Origin of the sequence: Pseudonocardia zijingensis (assembly GCF_042657305.1) — a bacterium.
Lineage (GTDB): Bacteria > Actinomycetota > Actinomycetes > Mycobacteriales > Pseudonocardiaceae > Pseudonocardia > Pseudonocardia zijingensis.
In genome coordinates, this window is record NZ_JBHSKO010000023.1 from 12,868 (window position 1) to 37,693 (window position 24,826).

Below are 24,826 nucleotides of genomic sequence, written 5' to 3' on the forward strand. Positions count from 1 at the left end.
CCCCTCCAGAGTTCAGGAGCCGGTGCTGTCCGCCAGCACGTCGCCCAGATCGGGGAGATCATGCCCCATGCGGTCGCGCTTGGTGCGCAGGTACCGCAGGTTCTCCCGGTGGGCGCGCACCGGCAGCGGCACCCGGCCGGTGATCGTGAGGCCGTAGCCCTCGAGCCCGGCCCGCTTGTCGGGGTTGTTGGTGAGCAGGCGCATGGACTTGATGCCGAGGTCGGCGAGGATCTGCGCGCCGGTGCCGTAGTCGCGGGCGTCGGCGGGCAGCCCGAGCGCGAGGTTGGCGTCGACGGTGTCGGCGCCGGCCTCCTGCAGCTGGTAGGCCTGCAGCTTGTGCAGCAGGCCGATCCCCCGGCCCTCGTGCCCGCGCATGTACAGCACCACCCCGCGGCCCTCGGCGGCCACCGCGGCGAGCGCGGCGTCGAGCTGTGGGCCGCAGTCGCAGCGCAGCGAGCCCATGACGTCGCCGGTGAGGCACTCGGAGTGCACGCGCACCAGCACGTCCTCGCCGTCGCCCTCCGGGGTGGCGACGTCGCCGCGGACCATCGCGATGTGCTCGATGCCGTCGAGCAGGGAGTCGTAGCCGTAGGCGATGAAGTCGCCGTGGTCGGTGGGGATGCGGGCCTGCGCCACGCGCACCACGTGCTTCTCGAAGCGGCGCCGGTAGGCGATCAGGTCGGCGATCGTGATCAGGGTGAGGTCGTGGTCGGAGGCGAACACGGCCAGCTCGTCGCCCCGTGCCATGTCGCCGTCGTCCTTCTGGGACACGATCTCGCAGAGCGCGCCCGCCTGGGCCAGCCCGGCGAGCCGGGCGAGGTCGACGGCCGCCTCGGTGTGGCCCGGGCGGCGCAGCACGCCGCCCTCGCGAGCGCGCAGGGGCAGCACGTGGCCGGGGCGCACCAGGTCGGTGGCCTCGGTCTCGGACCCCGCGAGCAGCCGGATGGTGTGGGCCCGGTCGGCCGCGGAGATGCCGGTGGTGATGCCGGTGCGCGCGTCGACGGTGACCGTGAACGCGGTGCGGAAGCTGTCGGCGTTGGTGTGGTGCATGGGCGGGAGGTCCAGCCGGTCGCACTCCGCCTCGGTGAGCGCCACGCAGATGTACCCGGAGGTGTAACGCACCATGAACGACACGAGCTCCGGTGTGGCCATCTCGGCCGCGAAGATCAGGTCGCCCTCGTTCTCGCGGTCCTCGTCGTCGACCACGACGATCGGCTTGCCGGCCTTCAGATCGGCGATCGCGCGCTCGATCGTCTCGAAACCGGCGGTCGTGACCGGCTGCGCCGACCCGTCCTCCGCACCTGCACTCATCGGGCCCCGGCCTCCTCGTGCGCCGACGGGGCCCTGCCGTACCCCGCCGTCAACCGCTCGACGTACTTCGCCACCACGTCGACCTCCAGGTTCACGGTATCCCCGGGCTGCCGGATTCCGAGTGTGGTGTGCGACAACGTCGTAGGGATGAGCGCCACAGTGAACGTGTCGGCCGTCACGCCCGCGACGGTGAGCGAGACGCCGTCGACGGTGATGGAGCCCTTCTCCACGACGTAGCGGGCGAGGTCGGGCGCGAGGCTGAAGCGCAGCTCGTCCGTGCGCTCACCGGGGGTGCGCGACAGCAGCGTGGCCACGCCGTCGACGTGCCCCTGCACGATGTGGCCGCCCAGCCTCCCGTTCACCGGCACCGCCCGCTCCAGGTTCACCCGGGTGCCCGCCACCACGGCCGAGAGGCTCGAGCGCTTGAGCGTCTCGGGCACCAGCTCGACGGAGAACGTGCCGTCCGTGCTGCCGTCCGGGTCGATGACCGTGAGGCACACCCCGTTGACGGCGATCGAGTCGCCGTGGTGCGCGTCGGAGGTGACCGTGCGCCCGCGCACGGTGAACCGCACGACGTCCGCGTCCTCCCGCACCTCGACCACCTCGCCGATCTCCTCGACGATCCCCGTGAACATCCCCGCCATCCCCTTTCCCACCCGGCCGCCTTCCGCACTGCCGGGTGCAACCCGCCGGGCGGGCCGTTCGTTCCTGGTCAGGCCCACCGGTGCGCCGAGGCGCGCCGCGCCTGCTCGCGCAGCGCCGCCACCGCGCGCGCCGGGTCGTCGGCGCCGTACACGGCCGACCCCGCCACGAAGCAGTCGACGCCCGCCTCCGCGGCGACCTCGATCGTGTCGGCGTTGATGCCGCCGTCGATCTCGACGAGCACCGTGAGGTGGCCGGTGTCGACGAGGCGCCGTGCCGTGCGCACCTTCTCCAGGACCTCGGGCATGAACTCCTGCCCGCCGAATCCGGGCTCGACGCTCATGACGAGCAGGGTGTCGTAGTGGCGCAGCGTCTCCAGGTGCGGCTCGAGCGGCGTGCCCGGCTTGACCGACAGGCCGGCCCGGGCGCCCGCGGCGCGCAGGTCCTTCGCCAGCGCCACCGGCTCCCGCGACGCCTCCACGTGCACGGTGACGTTGTGGGCGCCCGCCTCGGCGTAGCCGACGGCCCACCGCTCCGGGTCCTCGATCATGAGGTGGCAGTCGAGCGGCACGTCGGTGGCCTTGCGCAGTGCCTGCACCACGGGCAGGCCCAGCGTGAGGTTGGGCACGAAGTGGGCGTCCATCACGTCGACGTGCAGCCAGTCGGCGCCGTGCCCGGGCGGCCCGGCCACGGCGGCGGCCTCGTCGGCGAGCCGCGCGAAGTCGGCCGCGAGGATGCTCGGCGCGATCATGGGTTGCACCCCAGGAGGGTACGCCGCGGGCGCGCCCGGCCTCAGGCCGACGGCGGGGTCACCGCCACCACGTACCGCGCCACCTCCTCGTGGGGGTTGACGAACCGGTGCGGGATCATCGAGTCGAAGTGGCAGCTGTCGCCCGCGTCGAGGTCGTAGACGTCCTTGCCCGCTTCGACGCGCAACCGCCCGGACAGCACCAGCACGCACTCCTCCGAGGCGTGGGACCGGCGTTCCCCCGAGGACACGGCACCGGGCTCGATGGCGGCCTCGAGCACCTCGAGCTTCCCGCCGAGCCGCGACACCTGCGAGTAGACGATCTGCCCGCGGGGGGAGGACACGCGGCGCCGCTCGTCCTTGCGCACCACCGTGACCGGGTCCGGCTCGTCCTCGCGGAACAGGTCGAACAGCGGTACGCCGAACGCGTCGGAGATGCGGCGCAGTGTCTCCAGGCTCGGATCGGTGATGCCCCGCTCCACCTGGCTGATCATGCCGACCGACAGCCGGGTGAGGCCGGCGAGCTGGTGGAGGGTGAGGCCCTTCTGCTGCCGCAGCTCCCGGATCCGGGCCAGCGTCATGGCGGTCATTATGCCGCCGCGGTCATGCCGAGCGGGCCGGCGCCGGCGCCGGCGACATGCCGACCGCCACGGCGGCATCGGACGGCGGGGCCGTGAGCAGGCTCACCCCGACCGCCAGCACGAGGTTGACCACGAGCGCGGGCAGGCCGACGACGGTGCCTGCGGGGAAGAGGGCCTGCGCCGGCGCGCCCAGCGCCGGGACGGCGACGATCAGCCCGCCCGCGACCGCCCCGACCGTGAGCCCGACGGCCGTGACCCGGCGCCACAGCACCGACAGGAACAACGCCGGTGCGAGCTGGCCGACGGCGCTGTAGACACCGGTCATGATCGTCAGGAGCGTGTCGCTCTGCAGCGCCGTGAAGAACACCGCGACCACGGTGAACGCGACGACGCCGGCCCGGGTGGCCGTCAGCGACGACTTCAGGTGCGGCCGGGCGAGCCCGAGCACGTTCGAGGTGAACATGCTGGCCGAGGTGAGCATCAGCACCGCCGTCGGGACGAGCGCGACGAGCACGCCGGAACCCGCGAGAAGCCCCACGACCCAGGCCGGGTAGAACTCCCGCACGAACAGCAGCAACGATCCGTTCGCCTGGGCCGCCGGCAGGTCGGGTAGCGCGAGCAACGCCGCCATCGCGATCACCACGATCAGCACGTAGAACAGCGAGTAGAGCGGCTGGATGATCTGGTTGCGGCGGATCGTCCGGATGTCCCTCGCGCTGAAGCACACCTGGAACGCGTGCGGGAGCGCGAACGCTCCGAGCGGCGTGAGCAGCAGGAAGCTCATCCACCACCACTCGTTGGTGGCGGTGCCACCGCCGATCCCGGGCAGCGTCGCGGCGTCGGGGTGCGCCGCCCGAACCCCGTCGAACACCGCGCCGAGGCCGCCGACCCCGGCCGCACCCGCCGCTCCGACCGCCACGACGAGGAGCACCACCACCAGCAGGACGTCCTTCACCACGGCGACGAACGCCGCGCTGCGCATCCCGCCGACGAGGACGAACAGGGCCACGACGAGGCCACCCGCCGCCACGTAGGTGATCGCCGGGAGGTCGAGGCCGAACAGCGTCTCGAGGATGAGGGCCAGGCCGGTGAGCTGGACCCTGCTGTAGAGGAGCAGCGCGATGACGCCGAACACGGTGAGCACGGCTCCGAACCACGGGGCGTCGAACCGGGCGGCGAAGAAGTCGCCCATGGTGACCAGGCCGCGATCCTTGCCCGCCCGCCAGATCCGGGGCACCAGGAAGTAGCCGACGGAGGCGGTGAGCACGACGGTTCCCAGCACGTAGAACCCCGCCGCACCCGTGCTGAACACGCCCTGCGACGCGCCGAGCAGCGCGAAGGTCGTGAACGTCTCACCGACGAGCAGGAACCAGAACAGCCACGTGCCGAAACGCCTGCCGCCGACGGACCACTCCTGCACGTCCATGCGGGTACCGCGCAACGCGAGGAGCGTGCCACCGAGGACCGCTCCGACCGCCACGACGAGCCCGATCGCGAGTGCCATCCGCTCAGACCCTCTCGGCGTCGCCGCGCCGGCTGTCGATCGCGAACACGACGCCGATGGCGGCGCTGCCCACGAGCACGCCCGCCGTCATCCACACCAGCAGGAACGGGACCGACCCCCAGACGTAGGCCTTCTGGTTGACGAAGGGAACGGCCGCGATGCACCACAGGAACGGGAGCGCGAGGAGCCACCAGTGGTGTCGCGGCGTGCGGGTGACCGGACCCCGCTGCACTTCGTCGTCCGGCATGCGGTCGCTCCGTTCTTCATCCGGTGTGAAACGCGGCCAGTGTGGCCGTCGGATCCCGCCACGTCAACGCGTGGACAGCGCCGATCGTCGTGATCTATTTTCACTCGAACTGAACGAGGAGGTGGGTGTGCTGGTCGCGATCCGGGCAGGCCGGGTGGTGCCCGACGGTGCCGCCGACCCGATCGACGACGGCGCCGTGGTCGTCGACGGTGGCACGATCGCCGCGGTCGGACCGTGGCGCGACGTCGTCGCCGACGGGACCGAGGTGCTCGACCTCGGCGACGTCACGCTGATCCCGGGGATGATCGACTGCCACGTCCACCTCACGATGGACCCGGCCGCGGGCCACACGTCCGCCGCCCCCACGCTGACCGACGAGGACGCCGCACGCCTGATGGCGGTCAACGCGGGCAAGCTCCTCGACGCCGGCGTCACCACTGCATGCGATCTGGGCGCGCCCGGCACCGTCGCCACCACCGTGCGCGACCGCATCGCCCAGGGCGAGGTCGAGGGGCCGCGGCTGCTCGTGGCCAACGCGCCGATCACCGTGCCCGGCGGGCACGCCCACGCCATGGGCGGCGAGGCGAGCGGCGTGGACGAGGTGCGCGCCATGGTCCGCAGGCGGGCGGCCGAGGGTGCCGATCTGATCAAGATCATGACCACGGGCGGGTTCATGACGGCGGGCAGCAGGCCGTGGGAGGCCCGCTACTCGGTGGAGGAGCTCACCGCCGCCGTGGAGACCGCGCACGAGCTGGGGTTGCGGGTCACCACGCACGCCCTCGGCGGGGACGGCATCGAGCGCGCGGTCGCGGCCGGTGTCGACACGATCGAGCACTGCGGTTGGGTCACCCGCGACGGCGCGCGGTTCGACGAGCGGATCGCGCGCGCGATCGTCGATCGGGGCATCAGCGTGAGCCCCACGATGAACAGCGCGTGCCTACCGCAGGACTACTTCTGCCCGTGGGACGAACGCGAGCACGTGGTCGGCAACCTCGCGGCCATGCACCGCGCGGGCATCCGGATCGTCGCGGGCACCGACGCGGGTATCGGCCTCGTCCACTTCGAGCGCTACGCCGACGGCCTGGCGGTGCTCGCCGACGCCGGGATGTCGCCGCGCGAGATCCTCGCCGCCGCCACGAACGTCGCCGCCGAGGTGTGCCGCGTGGCCGACCGGACCGGCCGGCTCCGCCCGGGGCTCAGCGCCGACGTCGTGGCCGTCGACGGCGACCCGGCGACCGACCACAGCGCGCTGGCCCGCCCGGTGTTCACGATGGCCCGCGGTAGACGGCACGCGATGCGGCCGATCCCCGACCTCGGGGACCGCGCCGCGCAGGCCCGCCGCATCCAGCAGGCCCTCCGCGCAGGCGCGGGCCGTCGCTCGTGACCACGCCCGATCGGTTCCGGGAGCGCTTCCCGTCCCTGCGCGACACCGTCCACCTGGGCAGCTGCAGCCAGGGCGCGCTCTCGGACGCGCTGGCCGCCTCGCTCGCCGAGTTCCAGTCCTCGCTGCTGGAGCACGGCGCGCCGTGGGAGTTGTGGATGCAGCGCTGGGAGCAGGCGCGGGCGGCGTTCGCCGCCTTGATCGGCGCCACCGCGGACGAGGTCGCGATCGTGTCCTCGGCGTCGCACGGCGCCTTCCAGGTGGCCTCCACCCAACGGTTCGGCGAGCGCAGGCGGCTGGTGACGACCGACCTCGAGTTCCCCTCGCTGGCGCACGTCTGGCTCGCGCAGCGCACCCGGGGGGCCGAGGTCGTGCACGCGGTCGCCCGGGACGGCGTCGTCGGCGTCGAGGACTACGCGTCGCTGATCGACGAGCGCACCGGGCTCGTCTCGGTACCGCTCGTCACCTACGCCAACGGGTCGAGGCTGCCGGCACGCGAGGTCGTCGCGCTCGCCCGGGAGCGCGGCGCGCGCACCGTGGTGGACGCCTACCAGGGGGCGGGCGTCGAGCCGGTCGACGTCCGCGAGCTCGACTGCGACTACCTCGTGTGCGGGAGCCTGAAGTACCTGCTCGGCATCTCAGGCATCGCGTTCCTCTACGTCCGCGGCGGTCTGCGCGACGAGATGCCACCCGCGCAGACCGGGTGGTTCGGGCGGGTCGACCCCTTCGCGTTCGACCCCCGCTCGATCGACTACCCGGACACCGCACGGCGCTTCGAGAGCGGCACGCCGTCCGTGCCGTCCGCGTACGGGGCCGTTGCCGGGCTGCGCCTGCTGGACCTGCTCGACGCCCACGAGGTGCAGCGGCACGTCGGCGACCTCACCGCGCTGCTCGACGCCGAGCTGCGCGCGACGGGCGAGACGCTCGCCTCACCCGCCGACCCCGCGCTGCGCGGGCCCATGGTGGCACTGGTCGACGACGACCCCGACGCCCTCGCCGGGTTCCTCGCCTCCCGCCGGATCGTCGCGAGCCCCCGCGGCCGCGTGGTGCGCCTGTCGTTCCACCACTACAACGACGAGTCGGACGTGCGACGCTTGCTGGAGGGCCTCCGGGAGTACCGCCGCAGGTGAGGCACCCCGGACGTCGGGGCTGAGCACCTTCGCTTCGCCCTGCCGGGCCGTCACCTCGGACTGATCACGCGACCTTGATCGTTGCGAGATCACGCTGAGCGCCCTCGGCAGGGCGATCCACCGTCCGCTCAGAACGATCTTGGGGCGTTGATCGCCGTGAGATTGCGCTGAACGCCCTCGTGAGGGCCGATTCCACCATCTCGGATCGATCACCAGGCGCCGATCCGCCCGAGATCCGGCCGGCACACCAACGCGCGAACGTGCCGTTCGTTCCACACGGACCTAACGGCGCAGCAGCGCGAGGAACATCGCGTCGGTGCCGTGCCGGTGCGGCCACAGCTGCACGGTGGGCCCGTCGCCGAGGTGGGGCACGCCGGGCAGGCAGGGGCGCGCGTCGAGCAGCTCGACGTCCGGGTGCTTGCGCCGCACCGCCGACAGCACTCCGACGGTCTCCGACAGGTGCGGCGAGCACGTCACGTACGCAACCACACCGCCGGGACGCACGTGCCGCAGCGCGGCGGTGAGCAGCTCCCGTTGCAGCCCGGTGAGGCCTGCGACGTCCGACGGCTGCCGCCGCCACCGCGCCTCCGGCCTGCGCCGCAGCGCCCCCAGGCCGGTGCACGGCGCGTCCACGAGCACCCTGTCGAACGCGGCGTCGGGCAGCGGGGCCTCCCGCCCGTCGGCCTGGTGCACGGTGACCGGGAGCCCGTCGACGGCCCGGCGCACCAGGTCGGCGCGGTGCTCGCTGGGTTCCACGGCGTCGAGGGTGCCGCCGTCGATCGCCACGAGGCCGCCGAGCAGGGCCGACTTGCCGCCGGGCCCGGAGCACAGGTCGAGCCAGCGGCCGGTGTCGCCGCCCGCGAGCTCGGCGCGGGTGAGGGCCAGCGCCACCAGCTGGCTGCCCTCGTCCTGCACGATCGCGAGACCCTCGGCGATGGCGTCGATCTCTCCGATGTCGCCGCTGCCCGTCGCGAGGTGCACGCCGTAGGGCGAGTACGGCGCCTCCTCCCCGCCGGTGACGAGCGCGAGCTCGTCGGCGGTGATCTCCCCGGGGCGGGCCAGCAGGTGCACGGCCGGGCGCGCGTCGTCGGCGGCGAGCGCCGCCTCCAGCTCGGCTCCCGGGTCCGCGGAACGGCCCAGTGCGTCGGCGAAGGCCTGCGCGATCCAGCGGGGGTGCGAGTGGGCGAACGCGGCGTACCCCACGGGGTCCTCGTCGGCGGGCGGCGCGAGGGCGGCCACCCAGCCCGCCTCGTCGCGCTCGCCGACCCGGCGCAGCACGGCGTTGACGAACCCGCCCGCCCTGCTCCCGGCCTCGGCGCGCACCAGCTCCACCGTGGTGGCCACCGCGGCGTGCGGCGGGATCCGGGTGCGCAGCAGCTGGTAGGCGCCCAGGCGCAGCGCGTCGAGCAGCGCGGACTCGACCTTCGCCAGCGGCCGGTCGGTGCACTCGTCGATCACGGCGTCCAGCAGGCCCTGCGCCCGCAGGGTGCCGTAGCCCAACTCGGTGGCCAGCGCGGCGTCGCGGTCCCGCAGGCGCCTGCGCCGAAGGATCGCCGGCAGGGCGAGGTTGGCGTAGGCGTTGCGCTCGCGCACCGCGGTGAGCAGCTCGAGCGCGGCCAGCCGCACGGGGTCGGGTTCGGGCGGGCGCGGCGGGCCCTCCCGGCCGCGCGGTGGCCCCGACCGGCGCGGTGGGGCGCCGCGGTCGCGCCGCGGCCTGCGCGGGCCCTCCCGCCGCGGTCCTGCACCGCTCACGTGAGCCGCTCCCCCGCCGCGATCCGCACGCCACGCGCCCAGTCGGCGGCCGGCATCGGCCGCTTGCCGACCGGCCGCACCTCGCCCAGCTGCACCGGCGCACCCGCTGTGCCGACCAGGACGCGGCGCTTCTCCGCGCGCAGCTCCCCCGGCGCCAGCGCGGGCGCGTCGTCGGCACGGGTGACCGGGCCGAGCCCGAGCCGCTCCTCGCGGAACGTGGTCCAGGCGCCGGGCTCCGGGGTGACCGAGCGGACCAGCCGGTCGATCGCGACGGGCGGCGCCGTCCAGTCGACGCGCGCGTCCGCGGTGGTGACCTTGGGGGCGTGCGAGACGCCGTCGGCGGGCTGCGGCCGGGCCTCGACGGTGCCGTCCTCGATGCCGTCGAGCGTGGCCACCAGCAGCCGGGCCCCGGACTCGGCGAGCCTGCCGAGCAGGTCGCCCGCGGTGTCGGTGGGCCGCACGTCCTCCGTGACCACACCGAAGACCGGGCCCGTGTCGAGCCCTTCCTCCAGCCGGAACGTGCTGGCACCGGTGATCTCGTCGCCGTGGCGCAGAGCGGCCTGCACCGGCGCGGCCCCGCGCCACGCGGGCAGCAGCGAGAAGTGCAGGTTCACCCAGCCGTGACGCGGCACGTCGAGCGCCTTGCGGGGCACGAGCGCGCCGTAGGCCACCACCGGGCAGCAGTCGGGGGCGAGCTCCGCGAGCCGGGCGAGGAACTCCGGCTCGGACGGGCGTGCGGGCGTGAGCACCGGGACGCCCGCCTCGTCGGCGAGCCTGCCGACCGGGGACCGCACGACCTTGCGGCCGCGGCCCGCGGGGGCGTCCGGCCGCGTGACGACCGCGACCACCTCGTGCCGCGGGGAGTCCAGCAACGCCCGCAGGGACGGCACCGCGGGATCGGGCGTGCCGGCGAAGACGAGCCGCACTACCTGGCCTTCCCGAACAGCGGGTGCGGGCTCACCCGGACCTCGGGGACGGGCTCCCCGAACCACTCCGCCGCGCGGATCTCGGCCATCGCCTGCTTGCGCGTCTCCGGGTCGAGGCGGTCGACGAACAGCACGCCGTCGAGGTGGTCGGTCTCGTGCTGGATGCAGCGGGCCAGCATCTCGCTGCCCTCGACCACCACCGGCTCTCCGTGCATGTTCCAGCCCCGCGCCACCACGCGCAGGTGGCGGCGGCAGTCCCACCGCAGGCCCGGGATCGACAGGCACCCCTCCGGGCCGAACTGCTCCTCGTCGCCCACGGCGTCCCAGGTGGGGTTGACCAGGTGCCCGGAGAAGCCGTCGCAGTCGTAGGTGAACACCCGCAGGCCCACGCCGAGCTGCGGCGCTGCCAGCCCGGCACCGCCCTCGTCGTGCATGGTGTCGGTGAGGTCGGCCACGAGCTTGCGCAGCTCGGCGTCGAACGTGGTGACCTCGGCGGCGCGGGAGCGCAGCACGGGGTCGCCGAACAGCCGGACGGGCAGGACGGACACGCAGATTCCTCCAGAAGTGCCGCGGAGGTGGGGACGCGGGCGGCGACCATCAATTCTGCCACGCGGGGTCCGGCCGCCGACGGGTGCACGCGGCTCCCGGCATCGGAACGCCAGCATGGTGGCTTTGCCGGCGCATTACGCCAGTAAAGCCACCTTGCTGGCATAGGGGGCTGGCATAGGGGGCTGGCGTTGGGGGCATGCTTGCCCGCGGGCCTCAGCCGATCTCCAGCGGGTCCACGCGCACGCGGACGGGGTCGGTCGCCTTCCGGGCGGTACGAACGGCCTGCGCGGCGTGCAGGGCGGCTGCGAGCGCCTTCCCCCCGGCGCGCGGGACCCGCAGCAGGGCGCGTTCGCGCACCTCCTCCCCCGGTCGTTCGGGTTCGAGCTCCACCGGCCCCAGGACCTCCGCCGCGGGCAGGTCGGCCAGCACGCCGTCCACCACCTCGGCGACGGCGGCGGGCGGGCCCTCCACCGACGCCATGCGCACCGCGGGCGGGAAGCCGACCTCGGCCCGGGCGGCGAGCTCGGCGTGGGCGTGGCCTGCCGGGTCCCAGCGCACGAGCGCCTGCACGACGGGCAGCTCGGCGTCGGCCATCACGACCACGCGCCCGCCGGCGCCGTGCGGCACGACGAGCCCGGCGGCGGCGAGCCACCGGCGCAGGGTCTCCTCGGCCACGCGCAGGTCCGGGCGCGACAGCAGGGCCCAGCCGTCGAGGAGGAGCGCGGCACCGTAACCGCCGGGCACGCGCGGCTCGGCGCCGGGGGTGGCGACCACCAGCTCCGGGCGCTGCTCCGCCTCCGCCAGCACCGGGGCGCCGCCGCCGGACGCGCGCACCGTCGTGCCCGGGAACGCCCGGCCCAGTTCCTCGGCCGTGCGCCCGGCCCCCACCACGCCCGCCCGCAGGCGGCGCGACCAGCAGCCCGGGCACCGGAACGCGGTGTCCGGGCGCCCGCACCAGCGGCACTGCGGCAGCTCGTCGGCGCCGGGCTCGGCGCAGCGGCGGCCGGTGAAACCGAGCGGCCCGGCGCAGTGCCGGCACCGGGCCGTCTCGCGGCAGGAGCCGCAGGCCAGCCACGGCAGGTACCCGGAACGCGGGACCTGCACGAGCACCGGGCGCCCGGCCGCCAGCGCGGCCCGCGCCGCCTCGAACGCGGTGTGCGGCAGCCGCGCGGCACGCGCGCTCGGGTCGCGGGCGAGCTCGGCGTCGGACTCACCCGCCGCGGCGACCCGCGGCATCGCGTCCCGCACCGTGATCCGGTCGGCCACCACCTCGCGCGCCCAGCCCGACTCGACCAGCAGGTGCGCCTCGGCGGTGCGCGCGAAACCGCCCACCAGCAACGCGGCCCCGGCTGCGTGCGCGCGCAGCACCAGGACGTCGCGGACGTGCGGGTAGGGCGCGCGCGGCTCCGCGTGCAGGTCGTCGCCGTCGTCCCACACGGCGAGCAGGCCCAGCTCGTGCACCGGCGCGAACGCGGCCGATCGCGTGCCGACCACCACCGGGACCTGCCCACGCCGCACGGCGAGCCAGCGCCGGTAGCGCTCGGCGGGCCCGAGGTCCGCGGTCAGCGCCACCACCGCGCCCTCGCCCACCAGCCGCACGCACGCGGCGTGCAGGGCGTCGACGTCGCGCTGGTCGGGCACCACGAGCAGGGCGGCACGCCCCGCGGCCACGGTGGCCGCGGCGGCCTCCGCGAACCTCGCGGGCCAGTCCTCCCCCGGCAGGGCCTGCCAGACCGCGTGGGCGGCCCGGCCGCCGCCGAGGGCGTCGAGCAGGGCACCGCCGCGCCCGTAGCGGGCCCAGCCCGCCGACGGCACCGACGCCACCTCGGCCGGCGCCCGCTCCTTCGGGGCCTCGCCCTCGACGCGGGCGTGGCGCGGCGGCACGGCGAGGCGCAGCACGTCGGCGAGGACGCCCGCGTACCGGTCGGCCACGGCCCGGCAGAGCGCGGCCACCTCCGTGGACAGCACCGGCTCGGGCGACACGATGCGCTCCACCCAGGCCAGCCGGCCCACGTGCGCGGACTCGGCCACGCGCTCCAGCAGGAAGCCGTCCACCAGGCGGCCGGCGAACCGCACGCGCAGCCGCACGCCGGGCACGGCATCCGCGTCGAGGTGCGCGGGCACCTGGTAGTCGAACGGCCGGTCCAGGTGCGCGAGCGGGACGTCGACCGCCACGCGCGCCACCGGGAGCTGCGCCGCGGGCTGCCACTCCCCGCGGTGCGAGCGCCCCCGCCGGGCGACCGCGCTCACTGGACGGGTGCTCACTGCGCCTCCGGCGCTCGGCTCACTGCGCCTCCGGCGCTCGTGAGTGGATACGAGGGCGGGAGCACCCGTATCCACTCACGGGTCGGTCAGGCGCCTGCCGCGGCCTTCAGCGCGGCGGCACGGTCGGTGTTCTCCCACGGCAGGTCGACGTCGGTGCGGCCGAAGTGCCCGTACGCCGCGGTCTGGGCGTAGATCGGGCGCAGCAGGTCGAGGTCGCGGATGATCGCGGCCGGCCGCAGGTCGAAGACCTCGGTGATGGCCGACTGGATCTTCACCGGGTCGACGTGCTCGGTGCCGAACGTCTCGACGAACAGGCCCACCGGCGCCGCCTTGCCGATCGCGTACGCGACCTGCACCTCGATGCGCTCGGCGAGACCGGCCGCGACGGCGTTCTTGGCCACCCAGCGCATCGCGTACGCGGCGGAGCGGTCGACCTTCGACGGGTCCTTGCCGGAGAACGCGCCCCCGCCGTGGCGGGCGAACCCGCCGTAGGTGTCGACGATGATCTTGCGGCCGGTGAGGCCGGCGTCGCCCATCGGCCCGCCCACGACGAACCGGCCGGTGGGGTTGACCAGCAGCCGCACGTCGGAGACGTCCAGGCCCAGCTCCGCGATCTCCGGGCCGACGACGTGCTCGCGGATGTCGGGCGCGAGCATGCCGTCCAGGTCGATGTCGGCGGCGTGCTGGGTGGAGAGGACCACCGTGTCCAGCCGCACGGCCTTGTCGCCGTCGTACTCGATGGTGACCTGGGTCTTGCCGTCCGGGCGCAGGTAGGGCAGCACGCCGGACTTGCGGGCGTTGGTGAGGCGGCGCGCCAGCCGGTGCGCGAGCGCGATCGGCAGAGGCATCAGCTCGGGCGTGTCGGTGTTGGCGTAGCCGAACATCAGGCCCTGGTCGCCCGCGCCCTGCCGGGCGATCTCGTCCTCGGAGGCCTCCACCCGGCTCTCGTAGGCCGTGTCGACGCCCTGCGCGATGTCGGCGGACTGCGCGCCGATCGCGACGTTCACACCGCACGACGCCCCGTCGAAGCCCTTCGCGGACGAGTCGTAGCCGATCTCGAGGACCTTGTCCCGCACGAGCGTGGGGATGTCGGCGTAGGCACTCGTGGTGACCTCGCCCGCCACGTGGACCTGCCCGGTGGTGACCAGGGTCTCCACCGCCACGCGGCTGCGCGGGTCCTGCGCCAGCAACGCGTCGAGGATCGAGTCGCTGATGGCGTCGCACATCTTGTCCGGGTGACCCTCGGTCACCGATTCGCTGGTGAACAGCCGCCGCCCTGCTGTTGCCACGCCGTACTCCGTCCGCTCTCCCGCCGGGGTCCACCGCGCACCCCATGTCCGACCGGCGAGCCTAGTCGACGCGCCGAAGAGGGCCGGGGGCACCAGGTGCTCTCGCTCGCCGGGCACGGAACGTCACATCGCGCACGACACGCCCCCGCTTCGTCAGTCCATCCGGTGATGTTGCGCTCGGTAGCGAATCGGTAACGGAAACGCTCGTTGGTCCCGGCGAAGGCCCGATTCCCCACGGAGGAAACCTGATCATGAAGGCCCCCACGTCGCTGTTCGACCGACCCGGCCGCGCCACCGCCGTCGTCGGTGCGGTGGTCGCGGTCAGCGCGACCGCGGCCGTCGCACTGCTCTCGGGTACCGCCACCGCCGAGCCGGGCGCCACGCAGCCCGGCAAGTGCACCAAGAACGTCAACGTCCGTGCCGAGCCCAACACGTCGTCGCGGATCGTCGCGATGTGCGAGCAGGGCACCGCGGTCCAGGTCGCCGAGTCCCGCGACGGGTTCCTGCGCCTGTCGAACCTCGGCGGGTGGGCGGCGCAGGAGTACGTCTCGGTGAACGGCCGCGCCCCGGCCGCCTCCCAGCGCTCCGAGAGTGACGACGACGAGGACGACCGCCGTTCGAACCGCGGCGGCGCGAGCGAGCGCGGTTCCGAAGACAGCCGGTCCTCCGGCCGCAGCAGCGGCTCCGGCTCGAGCTCCGGCGGGAGCGGCTCCGGCGGCTCCGACTCGCGCAGCGCGGGCTCCCAGAGCGACGAGGAGAGCGCCGACGAGGCCGGCGCCGACGAGAGCACCGCCGACGAGCCCGGCGCCGAGGAGGGCACCGAGAGCGGCGAGTCGGAGGAGCCCGAGGCCGACGAGGCGGACGCCGCCCCCGCGGGTCCCCGCTCGCGCGGCCTCGGCGGTCTGATCGGCTGAGAGTCCCGCAGCGAGTCCTGCGACTCCGCGGGGCGGGCTGCGCCGGGTTCCCCCGGACCCGCAGCTGCGCCCGCCCCGCGGGTATGTACGCCCGCGGGGCCGGCCGTCCTGCTGCAGGTGGCGGCTACCCCAGGCGCGCGGCGACCGCGTCCCAGACGCGGGAGGCCAGCAGCGCCTTCGAGCCGGGCTCGAGCACCTGCTCAGAACCGTCGGCGCCCAAGAGCCAGCCCGAGTTGTCGGGAACCTCGAACGCCCGGCCGTCGCCGACCGCGTTGACGACGAGCAGGTCGCAGCCCTTGCGGGCCAGCTTCGCGCGGCCGTGGTGCAGCGGGTCGCCCGACTCGTCGCCGGTCTCGGCGGCGAAGCCGACCACGACCTGTCCCGGCTCCCGCCCGGCCACCAGCTCCACGAGGATGTCCGGGTTGAGCGCGAGCTGCAGCGGCGGTGGGTCGCCGCCATCCTTCTTGATCTTGTGTTCGGCGAGTGCGGTGGGCCGGAAGTCGGCCACCGCCGCCGCCATCACCACGGCGTCGGCGCCCTTCGTGGCAGCGCGCATCGCGTCGCGCAGCTCCAGCGCCGACCCGACCCGCACCACGTCCACGGCGGCCGGCTCGCCCAGGTCGGCCGTGTGCGCCGCCACCAGCGTGACGTGCGCGCCGCGCTGCGCCGCGACCCGCGCCAGCGCGTAGCCCTGCCGCCCGGACGAGCGGTTGCCCAGATAACGCACCGGGTCGAGCGCCTCGCGGGTGCCGCCCGCCGAGACGACGACGCGGCGGCCCGCGAGGTCGCGGGGCAGCGCGTCGCCGCGTTCCATCAGCAGCCGGGCCAGCTCGGCGATCTCGGCCGGGTCGGGCAGCCGCCCGGGGCCGGTGTCGGCGCCGGTGAGCCGGCCCGATGCCGGTTCCACGACGACCACCCCGCGGGAGCGCAGCAGTTCCACGTTGGCGCGCGTGGCCGGGTGCTCCCACATCTCGGTGTGCATGGCCGGCGCGAACAGCACCGGGCAGCGGGCGGTGAGCAGCGACGCCGTGAGCAGGTCGTCGGCGCGGCCGGCGGCGGCCCGTGCGATCAGGTCGGCGGTGGCCGGCGCGACGACGACCAGGTCGGCCTCCTGGCCGAGCCGGACGTGCGGGACCTCCGGCACGTCGGCGAACACCTCGGTGTGCACCGGACGGCCGGAGAGCGCCTCGAAGGTGGCGGCGCCGACGAACCGGAGCGCCGACGACGTGGGCAGCACCCGGACGGAGTGTCCCGTCTCGGTGAGCCTGCGCAGCAGCTCGACGCTCTTGTAGGCGGCGATGCCCCCGGCCACGCCCAGCAGTACCCGGGGGGCGGCGGGGGGCACGTACTACTCGCCCTCGGTGTGCTCGAGCAACCCGGCCTGGATCTCGCGCATCGCGATCGACAGCGGCTTCTCCCGCGGGCCCGGCTCCACGAGCGGGCCGACGTACTCGAGCAGGCCCTCGCCGAGCTGGGAGTAGTAGTCGTTGATCTGGCGGGCGCGCTTGGCGGCGTAGATCACCAGCGCGTACTTCGAACTGACCTGACCGAGCAGATCGTCGATGGGCGGGTTGGTGATGCCCTCGGGTGTGGAACCGGCGACGACACCGGTCAGCGGCATGCTCACGAAGAAGACTCCTGGGGGAACGGCCGTACGGCGGGATGTCCCGCACCGACCAGCAAGTCTACCAACCTCGAAACGACGTCCTGCAGATCGGCATTGACGATGACCACGTCGAACTCGTCGCAGGCCGCGATCTCCTCGCGGGCGGTCTGCAGCCTGCGGCGGAACTGCGCCTCGGACTCGGTGCCGCGACCGCGCAGCCGCCGTTCCAGTTCCTCGATCGAGGGCGGCGCGAGGAAGACCGTGACGGCCTCCGGCAGCACCGCCTTGATCGTGCGCGCACCGGCGAGGTCGACCTCGACGAGCACCGGGCGCCCCTCCGCGAGCGCCCGCTCCACCGGTTCGCGCGGTGTGCCGGAGCGCTGGAGGCCACCGTGGATCTCGGCCCACTCGAGGAGCTCGCCGCGTGCGATGAGCTCCTCGAACCCGGCGGGGCCGACGAAGCGGTAGTGCACGCCGTCGACCTCGCCCGGCCGGGGGTCGCGCGTCGTGGCCGACACGCTGAAGAACAACTCGGGCAGCCGGCTGCGCAGCGCGTCGACCACGCTGGACTTGCCGACGCCGGAGGGGCCGGCCAGTACGACCAGCCTGCCCCTCCGCACGCCTCGTGACACGGTGCTCAGACCTCGGTGCCCCGCGACTCCCGCGCTCAGGACTCGAAGTCGGCCAGCAGCGCCTTGCGCTGCCGGTCGCCGAGCCCGCGCAGCCGGCGCGACGGCGCGATCTCGAGCCGCTCCATGATCTGAGCGGCCCGGACCTTGCCGACGCCCGGCATGGCCTCGAGCAGCGCCGAGACCTTCATCTTGCCCAGCACCTCGTCGGTATCCGACTGCTTCAGGACCTCCCCGATGGTCGTCCCGCCGCGCTTGAGCCGGTCCTTCAGCTCGGCCCGGGCCCGGCGCGCCGCAGCCGCCTTCTCCAGGGCGGCAGCACGCTGTTCCTCGGTCAGCTGGGGAAGGGCCACGGTCTCCTCCGTCTTTCTCCGTGCGGCCTGCAACCAGGCGCATCCTCACCACCGTCGCGGGCCCAGCCCGCGGCTTCCACCGAACGTACTCACGCCGGGCGGCGGAGGGGAAACGGGGGTGCCACCTGCCGGTTCTCCGAGGCGCCCACCCGACCGGGTGATACCACGGGAAAGCGCCCGATCGGGGCTTCGACCCGCCCGCTCGGCGCACCGGGATGACCGCCGCCTGGCCGCCTCGACCCTGTGAGCGGCCGGTACGGGCGTCCGCCCGTCCGGGTGAACCAGCCGCGCCCCGCGCCGATCAGTAGTCCGCGCGCGCCGAGCTGCGCGTTCCCGCTGCCGACGGCGGTCCCGGCGCGGCGAGCGCACCGGAAACGCCCCCGAAACACCCTCGTCGCGGCCTGTTCAGCCCGCCGCGGCCAGTTCGTCGCGCAACGACGCCGCGGCGGCGCGCAGCGCGGCGACCGCCGGGCCCGCGGACAGCACCGAGCGGGCGGCCGCGGGCAGGGCCAGGCCGCGCACGCCGGCGAAGATCGCGGCGATGTCGGCGGGCGCCGCGCCCTGCGCGCCGAGGCCGGGGGCGAGCACGGCACCACCCAGCGCGGACAGGTCCAGCCCGTGCTCGCGGGTGGCGCCTACCACCACGCCGACGTCGCCCAGCGGCTCGGCGCCCGCGTTGCGGGCCGCGGCGCCGTCCACCACCGACTGGGCGGTGCTGCGGCCGCCGAACTCCGCGAGCTGCACCGGCGCGCCCTCCGGGTTGGAGGTGCGGGCCAGCACGAATGCTCCGCGCCCGGCGTCGGTGGCTGTGGCCAGCGCCGCGGACAGGGACTCGAAACCCAGGTAGGGCGAGAGCGTCACCGCGTCGGCCCCGAGCGGCGCGCCGACGCCGAGGTAGGCGTCGGCGTAGCCGTCCATGGTCGACCCGATGTCGCCGCGCTTGACGTCGAGGATCGTGAGCGTCGGCGACGCGGCGAACGCGGTGAGGAGCTCCTCGAGCACCGCGATGCCGCGCGAGCCGTGCCGTTCGAAGAACGCCGACTGCGGCTTGACCACCGCCACGTGCCCGGCGAACGCGGCCGTGCAGGCCTCGGCGAACCGGGCGAGCCCGTCGACGTCGTCGGTGAGCCCCCACGCGGCGAGCAGCCCCGGGTGCGGGTCGATGCCCACGCAGAGCGGCCCGTGGTGCCCCACGGCGGCCGCGAGCCGCGCCCCGAAGCGGGGGGCCGGGGTCACGAGCGCGCCTTCTGCAGCGCCGCGTGGGCGTCCTGCAGGGACCGCACGCCGATCTTCCCGGCCTTCATCGCCTCGATGCCCTGCACGGCGGCGGCCGCGCCCTGCATCGTGGTGATGCACGGGATGCCGCGCGCCACGGCGGCCGCGCGGATCTCGTAGCCGTCGACCCGGGGACCCGAGTTGCCGTACGGGGTGTTGATGATCAGCGAGACGTCGCCTGCCAGGATCCGGTCCAGGATCGTCTCCGTGCCCTCGGTGATGCCCTCGTAGTGCTTGCGCACCACCGTGGCCGCCACCCCGTGGCGGCGCAGCACGTCGGCGGTGCCCGCCGTGGCGAGCACCTCGAAGCCCAGGTCGGCCAGCCGCAGCACCGGGAACACCATCGCGCGCTTGTCCCGGTCGGCGATCGAGACGAACACCCGGCCCGAGGTGGGCAGCGACCCGTACGCCCCGGTCTGTGACTTCGCGAACGCGGCGCCGAACGAGCTGTCGAAGCCCATCACCTCGCCGGTGGACTTCATCTCCGGGCCGAGCAGCGGGTCGACCCCGTGGCCCTCGACGGTGCGGAACCGGTGGAACGGCAGCACCGCCTCCTTGACCGCGATCGGGGCGTCGGGCGGCAGCTCGCCGCCGTCGCCGGTGGCCGGGAGCAGCCCCTCGGTGCGCAGCTCGGCGATCGTGGCGCCGAGCATGATGCGGGCCGCCGCCTTGGCCAGCTGCACGGCGGTGGCCTTGGACACGAACGGCACCGTGCGCGAGGCCCGCGGGTTGGCCTCCAGCACGTAGAGCGTCTCGCCGTGCAGCGCGTACTGCACGTTGAGCAGGCCGCGCACGCCCACCCCGTGGGCGATCGCCTCCGTGGAGCGGCGCACCTGCTCGAGCACCGACCGGCCCAACGTGATCGGCGGCAGCGCGCACGACGAGTCGCCGGAGTGCACCCCGGCCTCCTCGATGTGCTCCATCACGCCGCCGATGAACACCTCCTCGCCGTCGCACAGCGCGTCGACGTCGATCTCGATGGCGTCGTCGAGGAAGCGGTCGACCAGCACCGGGCGGTCCTCGCTGATCGTGGTGGCCCGCGAGATGTAGCCGGCGAGCGTCTCGTCGTCGTAGACGATCTCCATGCCGCGCCCGCCGAGCACGTAGGAGGGCCGCACGAGCACCGGGTAGCCGATCCGCGCCGCGATGGCGCGCGCCTCGTCGAACGACGTGGCCATGCCGAACGCGGGCGCGGGCAGCCCCGCCTTGCGCAGGACCTCACCGAACGCGCCGCGGTCCTCGGCGAGGTCGATCGCGGCCGCCGAGGTGCCGACCACCGGGACGCCCGCCTCGGTGAGGCGGTGGGCGAGCCCGAGCGGGGTCTGCCCGCCCAGCTGGACGATCACGCCCGCGACCGTGCCGGACTGCTGCTCGGCGTGCACCACCTCGAGGACGTCCTCGAACGTGAGCGGCTCGAAGTACAGGCGGTCGGCGGTGTCGTAGTCGGTGGAGACGGTCTCCGGGTTGCAGTTGACCATCACGGTCTCGAACCCGGCCTCCCGCAGCGCCATCACCGCGTGCACGCAGGAGTAGTCGAACTCAATGCCCTGACCGATGCGGTTGGGCCCCGACCCGAGGATCAGCACCTTGGGCTTCTCGGTCTGCGGCGCGATCTCCGACTCGGCCGCGGGGTCGGTCTCGTAGGCGCTGTAGTGGTAGGGCGTGCGCGCGGCGAACTCGGCGGCGCAGGTGTCCACGGTCTTGTAGACCGGCCGGATGCCGAGCCGGTGGCGCAGGGCGCGCACGCCGTCCTCGCCCGCCAGCTCGGGGCGCAGCCCGGCGATCTGGCGGTCCGACAGACCCGCCCGCTTCGCCCGCCGCAGCAGGGCCGCGTCGAGCACGGCGGAGTCCTCGATCTCCTGCCGCAGCTCGGTGAGCGCCAGGATCTGGTCGAGGAACCACGGGTCGATCCCCGACTCCGCGGCGACGTCGGCCACGCTCCGGCCCGCCCGCAGCGCCCGCTCCACCGCGTAGACGCGCCCGTCGCGGCTCGCGGCCACGTCCGGCTCGCCGTCCGGGTCGGGGGCGGTCCAGAACCCGACCCGCGAGGTCTCCATGGACCGCATCGCCTTGCCCAGCGCCTCGGGGAACGAGCGGCCCAGCGCCATGGCCTCGCCGACGCTCTTCATCGTGGTGGTGAGCTCGGGGTCGGCGCCCGGGAACTTCTCGAACGCGAACCGCGGGATCTTCACCACCACGTAGTCGAGCGTGGGCTCGAACGCGGCGGGCGTCTCGCCGGTGATGTCGTTGCGGATCTCGTCGAGCGTGTAGCCGATGGCCAGCCGCGCCGCGATCTTCGCGATCGGGAACCCGGTGGCCTTCGACGCCAGCGCCGACGAGCGCGACACGCGCGGGTTCATCTCGATGACGACCAGGCGGCCGGTGTCCGGGTGCACCGCGAACTGGATGTTGCAGCCGCCGGTGTCGACGCCGACCGCGCGCAGCACCGCGATGCCCACGTCGCGCATGCGCTGGTACTCGCGGTCGGTGAGCGTCATGGCCGGGGCCACCGTGATCGAGTCGCCGGTGTGCACGCCCATGGGGTCGAGGTTCTCGATCGAGCAGACGACCACGACGTTGTCGTGCTTGTCGCGCATCAGCTCGAGCTCGTACTCCTTCCACCCGAGCACGGACTCCTCGATGAGCACCTCGGTGACCGGCGACGCCGCGAGCCCGGTGCCCGCCAGCCGCTCCAGGTCCTCCTGCGTGTGCGCCATGCCCGAGCCGAGGCCGCCCATCGTGAACGACGGCCGGATCACCACGGGCAGGCCGAGCTCGTCGGCGGCGGCCCGCACCTCGTCCATCGAGTGGCAGACGGCGCTGCGCGGCACGTCGCCGCCGACCGACTGCACGATCTCCTTGAACTTCAGCCGGTCCTCGCCGCGCTGGATCGCCTCGACGTCGGCGCCGATCAGCTCCACGCCGTAGCGCTCGAGCGCGCCGGACTCGTGCAGCGCCACCGCCGCGTTGAGCGCCGTCTGCCCGCCCAGCGTGGGCAGGATGGCGTCCGGCCGCTCGGCCGCGATCACCTGCTCCAGGAACTCAGGGGTGACCGGCTCGACGTAGGTGGCGTCGGCGAACTCGGGGTCGGTCATGATCGTGGCCGGGTTCGAGTTCACCAGCGACACGCGCAGGCCCTCGGCCCGCAGCACGCGGCAGGCCTGCGTGCCGGAGTAGTCGAACTCGGCGGCCTGGCCGATGACGATCGGGCCGGACCCGATCACCATGACGTGCCGGATGTCGTCGCGCCTGGGCATCAGCTCTTGCTCCCGTCCATGAGCTCGACGAACCGGTCGAACAGGTCCGCGGCGTCGTGCGGCCCGGCCGCGGCCTCGGGGTGGTACTGCACGCTGAACGCCGGCACGTCCAGGGCGCGCAGGCCCTCGACGCAGCCGTCGTTCGGGCAGGTGTGGGTGATCTCGGCGGCGCCGAAGGGGGTGTCGAACCGCTCCCCCGCCTCGCCCTCCACGGCGAACCCGTGGTTCTGCGACGTGATCGACACGCGGCCGGTGGCGTGCTCGAGCACCGGGATGTTGATCCCGCGGTGGCCGTAGCGCAGCTTGTACGTGCCGCGGCCCAGCGCGCGGGCGAGGATCTGGTTGCCGAAGCAGATCCCGAACGTCGGGATGCGGCGCTCCAGCACCTGGCGGGTCAGCTCCACCGGGGCGTCGGCCGTGGCCGGGTCACCGGGCCCGTTGGCCACGAAGAACCCGTCGGGCGCCAGCTCCTCGATCCGCTCGATCGCGGTGTCGGCCGGCAGGACGTGCACCTCGATGCCGCGCGCCGCCATCATCCGCGGGGTGTTGAACTTGATCCCGACGTCGAGAGCGGCCACGCGGAAGCGGCGCTCGCCGTCGGCGGGCACCACGTAGGCCTCGCGCGTGGTGACCGCGCCGTAGAGGTCCGCGCCCTCCATCGGCGGGCTGGCGAGCACGCGCTGCACGAGCTCCTCGTCGGCGGCCAGCGCGTCGCCGGAGAACACCCCGGCCCGCATGGCCCCGCGCTCGCGCAGGTGGCGCACCACGGCGCGGGTGTCGATGCCCGCGATCCCCACCACGCCCTGCTCCCGCAGCGCGTCCTCCAGCGAACGGCGCGACCGCCAGTTCGACGGCGTGCGGGCGGGGTCGCGCACCGCGTACCCGGCCACCTGGATGCCGCGCGACTCGTCGTCCTCGTCGTTCCAGCCCGTGTTGCCGATCTGCGGCGCCGTCTGCACCACGATCTGGCGGTGGTAGGACGGGTCGGTGAGCGTCTCCTGGTAGCCGGTCATCCCCGTGGTGAACACCGCCTCGCCGAGCCCCGCGCCGCGGGCGCCGTACGCCTCACCGCGGAAGATCCGGCCGTCCTCCAGGACGAGTACGGCTGTCATGCGTTCACCTCTCCGTTCCGTGCCGTGATGCGCCCGCGCAGCACCGTGGCGGTGACGACTGCGGGCAGCCGCATCCCCTCGAAGGGGGTGTTGGTGGCCTTGCTCGCGAGCGCTGCGCCGCGCACCGTCCAGACCGCGTCCGGGTCGACCAGCGCGAACGTGGCGGGCTCGCCCACCGCGATCGGCCGGCCCTGGTCGGTGAGCCTCCCGATCTCCGCGGGACGCTCCGAGAGCACCCGGGCGACCCCGCGCCAGTCCAGCAGGCCGGGCTCGACCATGGTGTGCACCACCACGGACAGCGCGGTCTCCAGCCCCAGCATTCCGGGGCGTGCCGCAGCCCACTCCGTGTCCTTGTACTGCGCCGCGTGGGGCGCGTGGTCGGTGCCGACGACGTCGATCACGCCCTCGGCCAGCGCCGCCCGCATCGCCTTCGTGTCCTCACCCGTGCGCAGCGGCGGGTTGACCTTGTTCACCGGGTCGTAGCTGGTGAGCCCGGCGTCGGTGAGCAGCAGGTGGTGCGGGGTGACCTCGGCCGACACCCGCACCCCCTGCGCCTTCGCCGCGCGCAGCACCTCGACCGTGCGCGCCGACGACACGTGGCAGACGTGCAGCGCCGCGCCCGCCTCCCGCGCCAGCGCGCAGTCGCGGGCCACGATGGTCTCCTCCGCGGTGGCCGGCCAGCCGGCCAGACCCAGCTGCGAGGCCACCACGCCCTCGTGCGCCTGCGCCCCGGCGGTCAGGCGGTGGTCCTCGGCGTGCTGGGCGATCACGACGTCCAGCGCCGAGGCGTACTCCAGCGCCCGGCGCATGAGCACCGGGTCGTGCACGCAGCGGCCGTCGTCGGAGAACATCCGCACCTTCGCCCGCGACCGCGCCATCGTGCCGAGCTCGGCCATCTTCACGCCCTCGAGCCCGACGGTCACCGCGCCCACCGGGTGCACGTCGACCAGCCCGACCTCCTCGCCGCGCCGGTGCACGTGCTCCACGACCACCGCCGTGTCGGCCACCGGGTCGGTGTTGGGCATCGCGAAGACGGCCGTGTAGCCGCCGCGGGCGGCCGCCAGCGACCCCGACTCGACGGTCTCCGATTCCTCCCCGCCCGGCTCGCGCAGGTGGGTGTGCAGGTCGACGAAGCCCGGCAGCAGCACGGCGCCGCCCGCGTCGAGGACCTCGACGTCCCCGCGCAGCCCGGAGCCGACCTCCGCGACGGCGCCGTCGCGGACGAGGATGTCGACGGCGTCCTCGCCGTAGGGCCGCGCGTTCGTGATCAGCAGGTCACTCACGGGTACCTCCGCTGAGGTTCAGGAACGTGGCTTTCCTGTCCTCCAGGTTCATGAACGTGGCTTTCCTGAACT

Annotated in this window: 22 protein-coding genes; 3 read left to right on the forward strand and 19 right to left on the reverse strand. The window is 74.3% G+C overall.

Translation table 11 applies throughout. The annotated features are described in order from the left end of the window. Positions 1-12 precede the first annotated feature (12 nt). From ACFPL3_RS32125 to ACFPL3_RS32150, 6 genes are all read right to left on the reverse strand, one after another. A complete protein-coding gene (locus ACFPL3_RS32125) occupies positions 13-1,311 on the reverse strand; it encodes a bifunctional 3,4-dihydroxy-2-butanone-4-phosphate synthase/GTP cyclohydrolase II (RefSeq protein WP_343947166.1) in 1,299 nt (432 codons plus the stop codon). Then, entirely contained in the window at positions 1,308-1,946 is a 639-nt protein-coding gene (locus tag ACFPL3_RS32130; protein ID WP_343947175.1) for a riboflavin synthase, read from the reverse strand. The genes ACFPL3_RS32125 and ACFPL3_RS32130 overlap by 4 nt, the downstream gene beginning before the upstream one ends. 77 nt (positions 1,947-2,023) lie before the next feature. Further along, entirely contained in the window at positions 2,024-2,704 is a 681-nt protein-coding gene (gene rpe, locus ACFPL3_RS32135) for a ribulose-phosphate 3-epimerase (protein ID WP_343947176.1), read from the reverse strand. Between the two features lie 41 nt (positions 2,705-2,745). Beyond that, positions 2,746-3,282: a cupin domain-containing protein gene (locus ACFPL3_RS32140; protein ID WP_343947167.1), complete on the reverse strand. Its 537-nt coding sequence runs from the start codon at positions 3,280-3,282 to the stop codon at positions 2,746-2,748. A gap of 22 nt (positions 3,283-3,304) precedes the next feature. Further along, the gene (locus ACFPL3_RS32145; RefSeq protein ID WP_343947169.1) at positions 3,305-4,786 is read right to left on the reverse strand and encodes a sodium:solute symporter family protein; all 1,482 of its coding nucleotides are present in this window, start codon (positions 4,784-4,786) and stop codon (positions 3,305-3,307) included. A gap of 4 nt (positions 4,787-4,790) precedes the next feature. Continuing rightward, positions 4,791-5,033, reverse strand: a complete 243-nt coding sequence (locus tag ACFPL3_RS32150; RefSeq protein WP_343947170.1) for a DUF3311 domain-containing protein — start codon at positions 5,031-5,033, stop codon at positions 4,791-4,793. Positions 5,034-5,103: 70 nt separating this feature from the next. On the opposite strand from ACFPL3_RS32150, the gene ACFPL3_RS32155 reads away from it, so the two are divergent. Together ACFPL3_RS32155 and ACFPL3_RS32160 are read left to right on the forward strand one after the other, a co-directional pair. Next, positions 5,104-6,417: an amidohydrolase family protein gene (locus ACFPL3_RS32155; protein ID WP_343947171.1), complete on the forward strand. Its 1,314-nt coding sequence runs from the start codon at positions 5,104-5,106 to the stop codon at positions 6,415-6,417. Next, the gene (locus ACFPL3_RS32160; protein ID WP_343947172.1) at positions 6,414-7,544 is read left to right on the forward strand and encodes an aminotransferase class V-fold PLP-dependent enzyme; all 1,131 of its coding nucleotides are present in this window, start codon (positions 6,414-6,416) and stop codon (positions 7,542-7,544) included. The genes ACFPL3_RS32155 and ACFPL3_RS32160 overlap by 4 nt, the downstream gene beginning before the upstream one ends. Before the next feature lie 282 nt (positions 7,545-7,826). Here the strand turns inward: ACFPL3_RS32160 and ACFPL3_RS32165 are convergent, their stop codons facing one another. The 5 genes from ACFPL3_RS32165 to metK form a co-directional block, all read right to left on the reverse strand. Further along, positions 7,827-9,296 carry an RsmB/NOP family class I SAM-dependent RNA methyltransferase gene (locus ACFPL3_RS32165; protein ID WP_379589950.1) on the reverse strand — a complete coding sequence of 490 codons (1,470 nt, stop codon included), beginning with the start codon at positions 9,294-9,296 and terminating at the stop codon, positions 7,827-7,829. Next, the gene (fmt, locus tag ACFPL3_RS32170; protein ID WP_379589952.1) at positions 9,293-10,222 is read right to left on the reverse strand and encodes a methionyl-tRNA formyltransferase; all 930 of its coding nucleotides are present in this window, start codon (positions 10,220-10,222) and stop codon (positions 9,293-9,295) included. The genes ACFPL3_RS32165 and fmt overlap by 4 nt, the downstream gene beginning before the upstream one ends. Beyond that, positions 10,222-10,770 carry a peptide deformylase gene (def, locus tag ACFPL3_RS32175; RefSeq protein WP_343945768.1) on the reverse strand — a complete coding sequence of 183 codons (549 nt, stop codon included), beginning with the start codon at positions 10,768-10,770 and terminating at the stop codon, positions 10,222-10,224. Before def ends, fmt begins: the two co-directional genes overlap by 1 nt. Positions 10,771-10,984: 214 nt before the next feature. Continuing rightward, on the reverse strand, positions 10,985-13,036 hold the full coding sequence (locus ACFPL3_RS32180; protein WP_379589955.1) for a primosomal protein N': 2,052 nt from the start codon (positions 13,034-13,036) through the stop codon (positions 10,985-10,987). Between the two features lie 86 nt (positions 13,037-13,122). Continuing rightward, a complete protein-coding gene (gene metK, locus ACFPL3_RS32185) occupies positions 13,123-14,325 on the reverse strand; it encodes a methionine adenosyltransferase (RefSeq protein WP_343945610.1) in 1,203 nt (400 codons plus the stop codon). Positions 14,326-14,576: 251 nt separating this feature from the next. Between metK and ACFPL3_RS32190 the strand changes: the two genes are divergently transcribed. Beyond that, positions 14,577-15,239, forward strand: a complete 663-nt coding sequence (locus ACFPL3_RS32190; protein WP_343945611.1) for an SH3 domain-containing protein — start codon at positions 14,577-14,579, stop codon at positions 15,237-15,239. Between the two features lie 124 nt (positions 15,240-15,363). Here the strand turns inward: ACFPL3_RS32190 and coaBC are convergent, their stop codons facing one another. From coaBC to ACFPL3_RS32230, 8 genes are all read right to left on the reverse strand, one after another. Beyond that, on the reverse strand, positions 15,364-16,584 hold the full coding sequence (gene coaBC / locus ACFPL3_RS32195; protein WP_379589957.1) for a bifunctional phosphopantothenoylcysteine decarboxylase/phosphopantothenate--cysteine ligase CoaBC: 1,221 nt from the start codon (positions 16,582-16,584) through the stop codon (positions 15,364-15,366). 3 nt (positions 16,585-16,587) lie between these two features. Next, entirely contained in the window at positions 16,588-16,860 is a 273-nt protein-coding gene (rpoZ, locus tag ACFPL3_RS32200; RefSeq protein ID WP_343945613.1) for a DNA-directed RNA polymerase subunit omega, read from the reverse strand. 2 nt (positions 16,861-16,862) lie between these two features. Then, positions 16,863-17,465 carry a guanylate kinase gene (gmk, locus tag ACFPL3_RS32205; RefSeq protein ID WP_343945612.1) on the reverse strand — a complete coding sequence of 201 codons (603 nt, stop codon included), beginning with the start codon at positions 17,463-17,465 and terminating at the stop codon, positions 16,863-16,865. Between the two features lie 47 nt (positions 17,466-17,512). Beyond that, positions 17,513-17,827, reverse strand: a complete 315-nt coding sequence (gene mihF, locus ACFPL3_RS32210; protein WP_142101581.1) for an integration host factor, actinobacterial type — start codon at positions 17,825-17,827, stop codon at positions 17,513-17,515. A gap of 405 nt (positions 17,828-18,232) precedes the next feature. Further along, entirely contained in the window at positions 18,233-19,063 is an 831-nt protein-coding gene (gene pyrF, locus ACFPL3_RS32215) for an orotidine-5'-phosphate decarboxylase (protein WP_379589960.1), read from the reverse strand. Continuing rightward, a complete protein-coding gene (gene carB / locus ACFPL3_RS32220; RefSeq protein ID WP_343946217.1) occupies positions 19,060-22,359 on the reverse strand; it encodes a carbamoyl-phosphate synthase large subunit in 3,300 nt (1,099 codons plus the stop codon). Before carB ends, pyrF begins: the two co-directional genes overlap by 4 nt. Next, positions 22,359-23,471 (reverse strand): glutamine-hydrolyzing carbamoyl-phosphate synthase small subunit, encoded by a 1,113-nt coding sequence (carA, locus tag ACFPL3_RS32225; protein ID WP_343946218.1) that lies wholly within the window; start codon positions 23,469-23,471, stop codon positions 22,359-22,361. Before carA ends, carB begins: the two co-directional genes overlap by 1 nt. Further along, entirely contained in the window at positions 23,468-24,754 is a 1,287-nt protein-coding gene (locus ACFPL3_RS32230; protein ID WP_379589963.1) for a dihydroorotase, read from the reverse strand. Before ACFPL3_RS32230 ends, carA begins: the two co-directional genes overlap by 4 nt. Positions 24,755-24,826 lie beyond the last annotated feature (72 nt).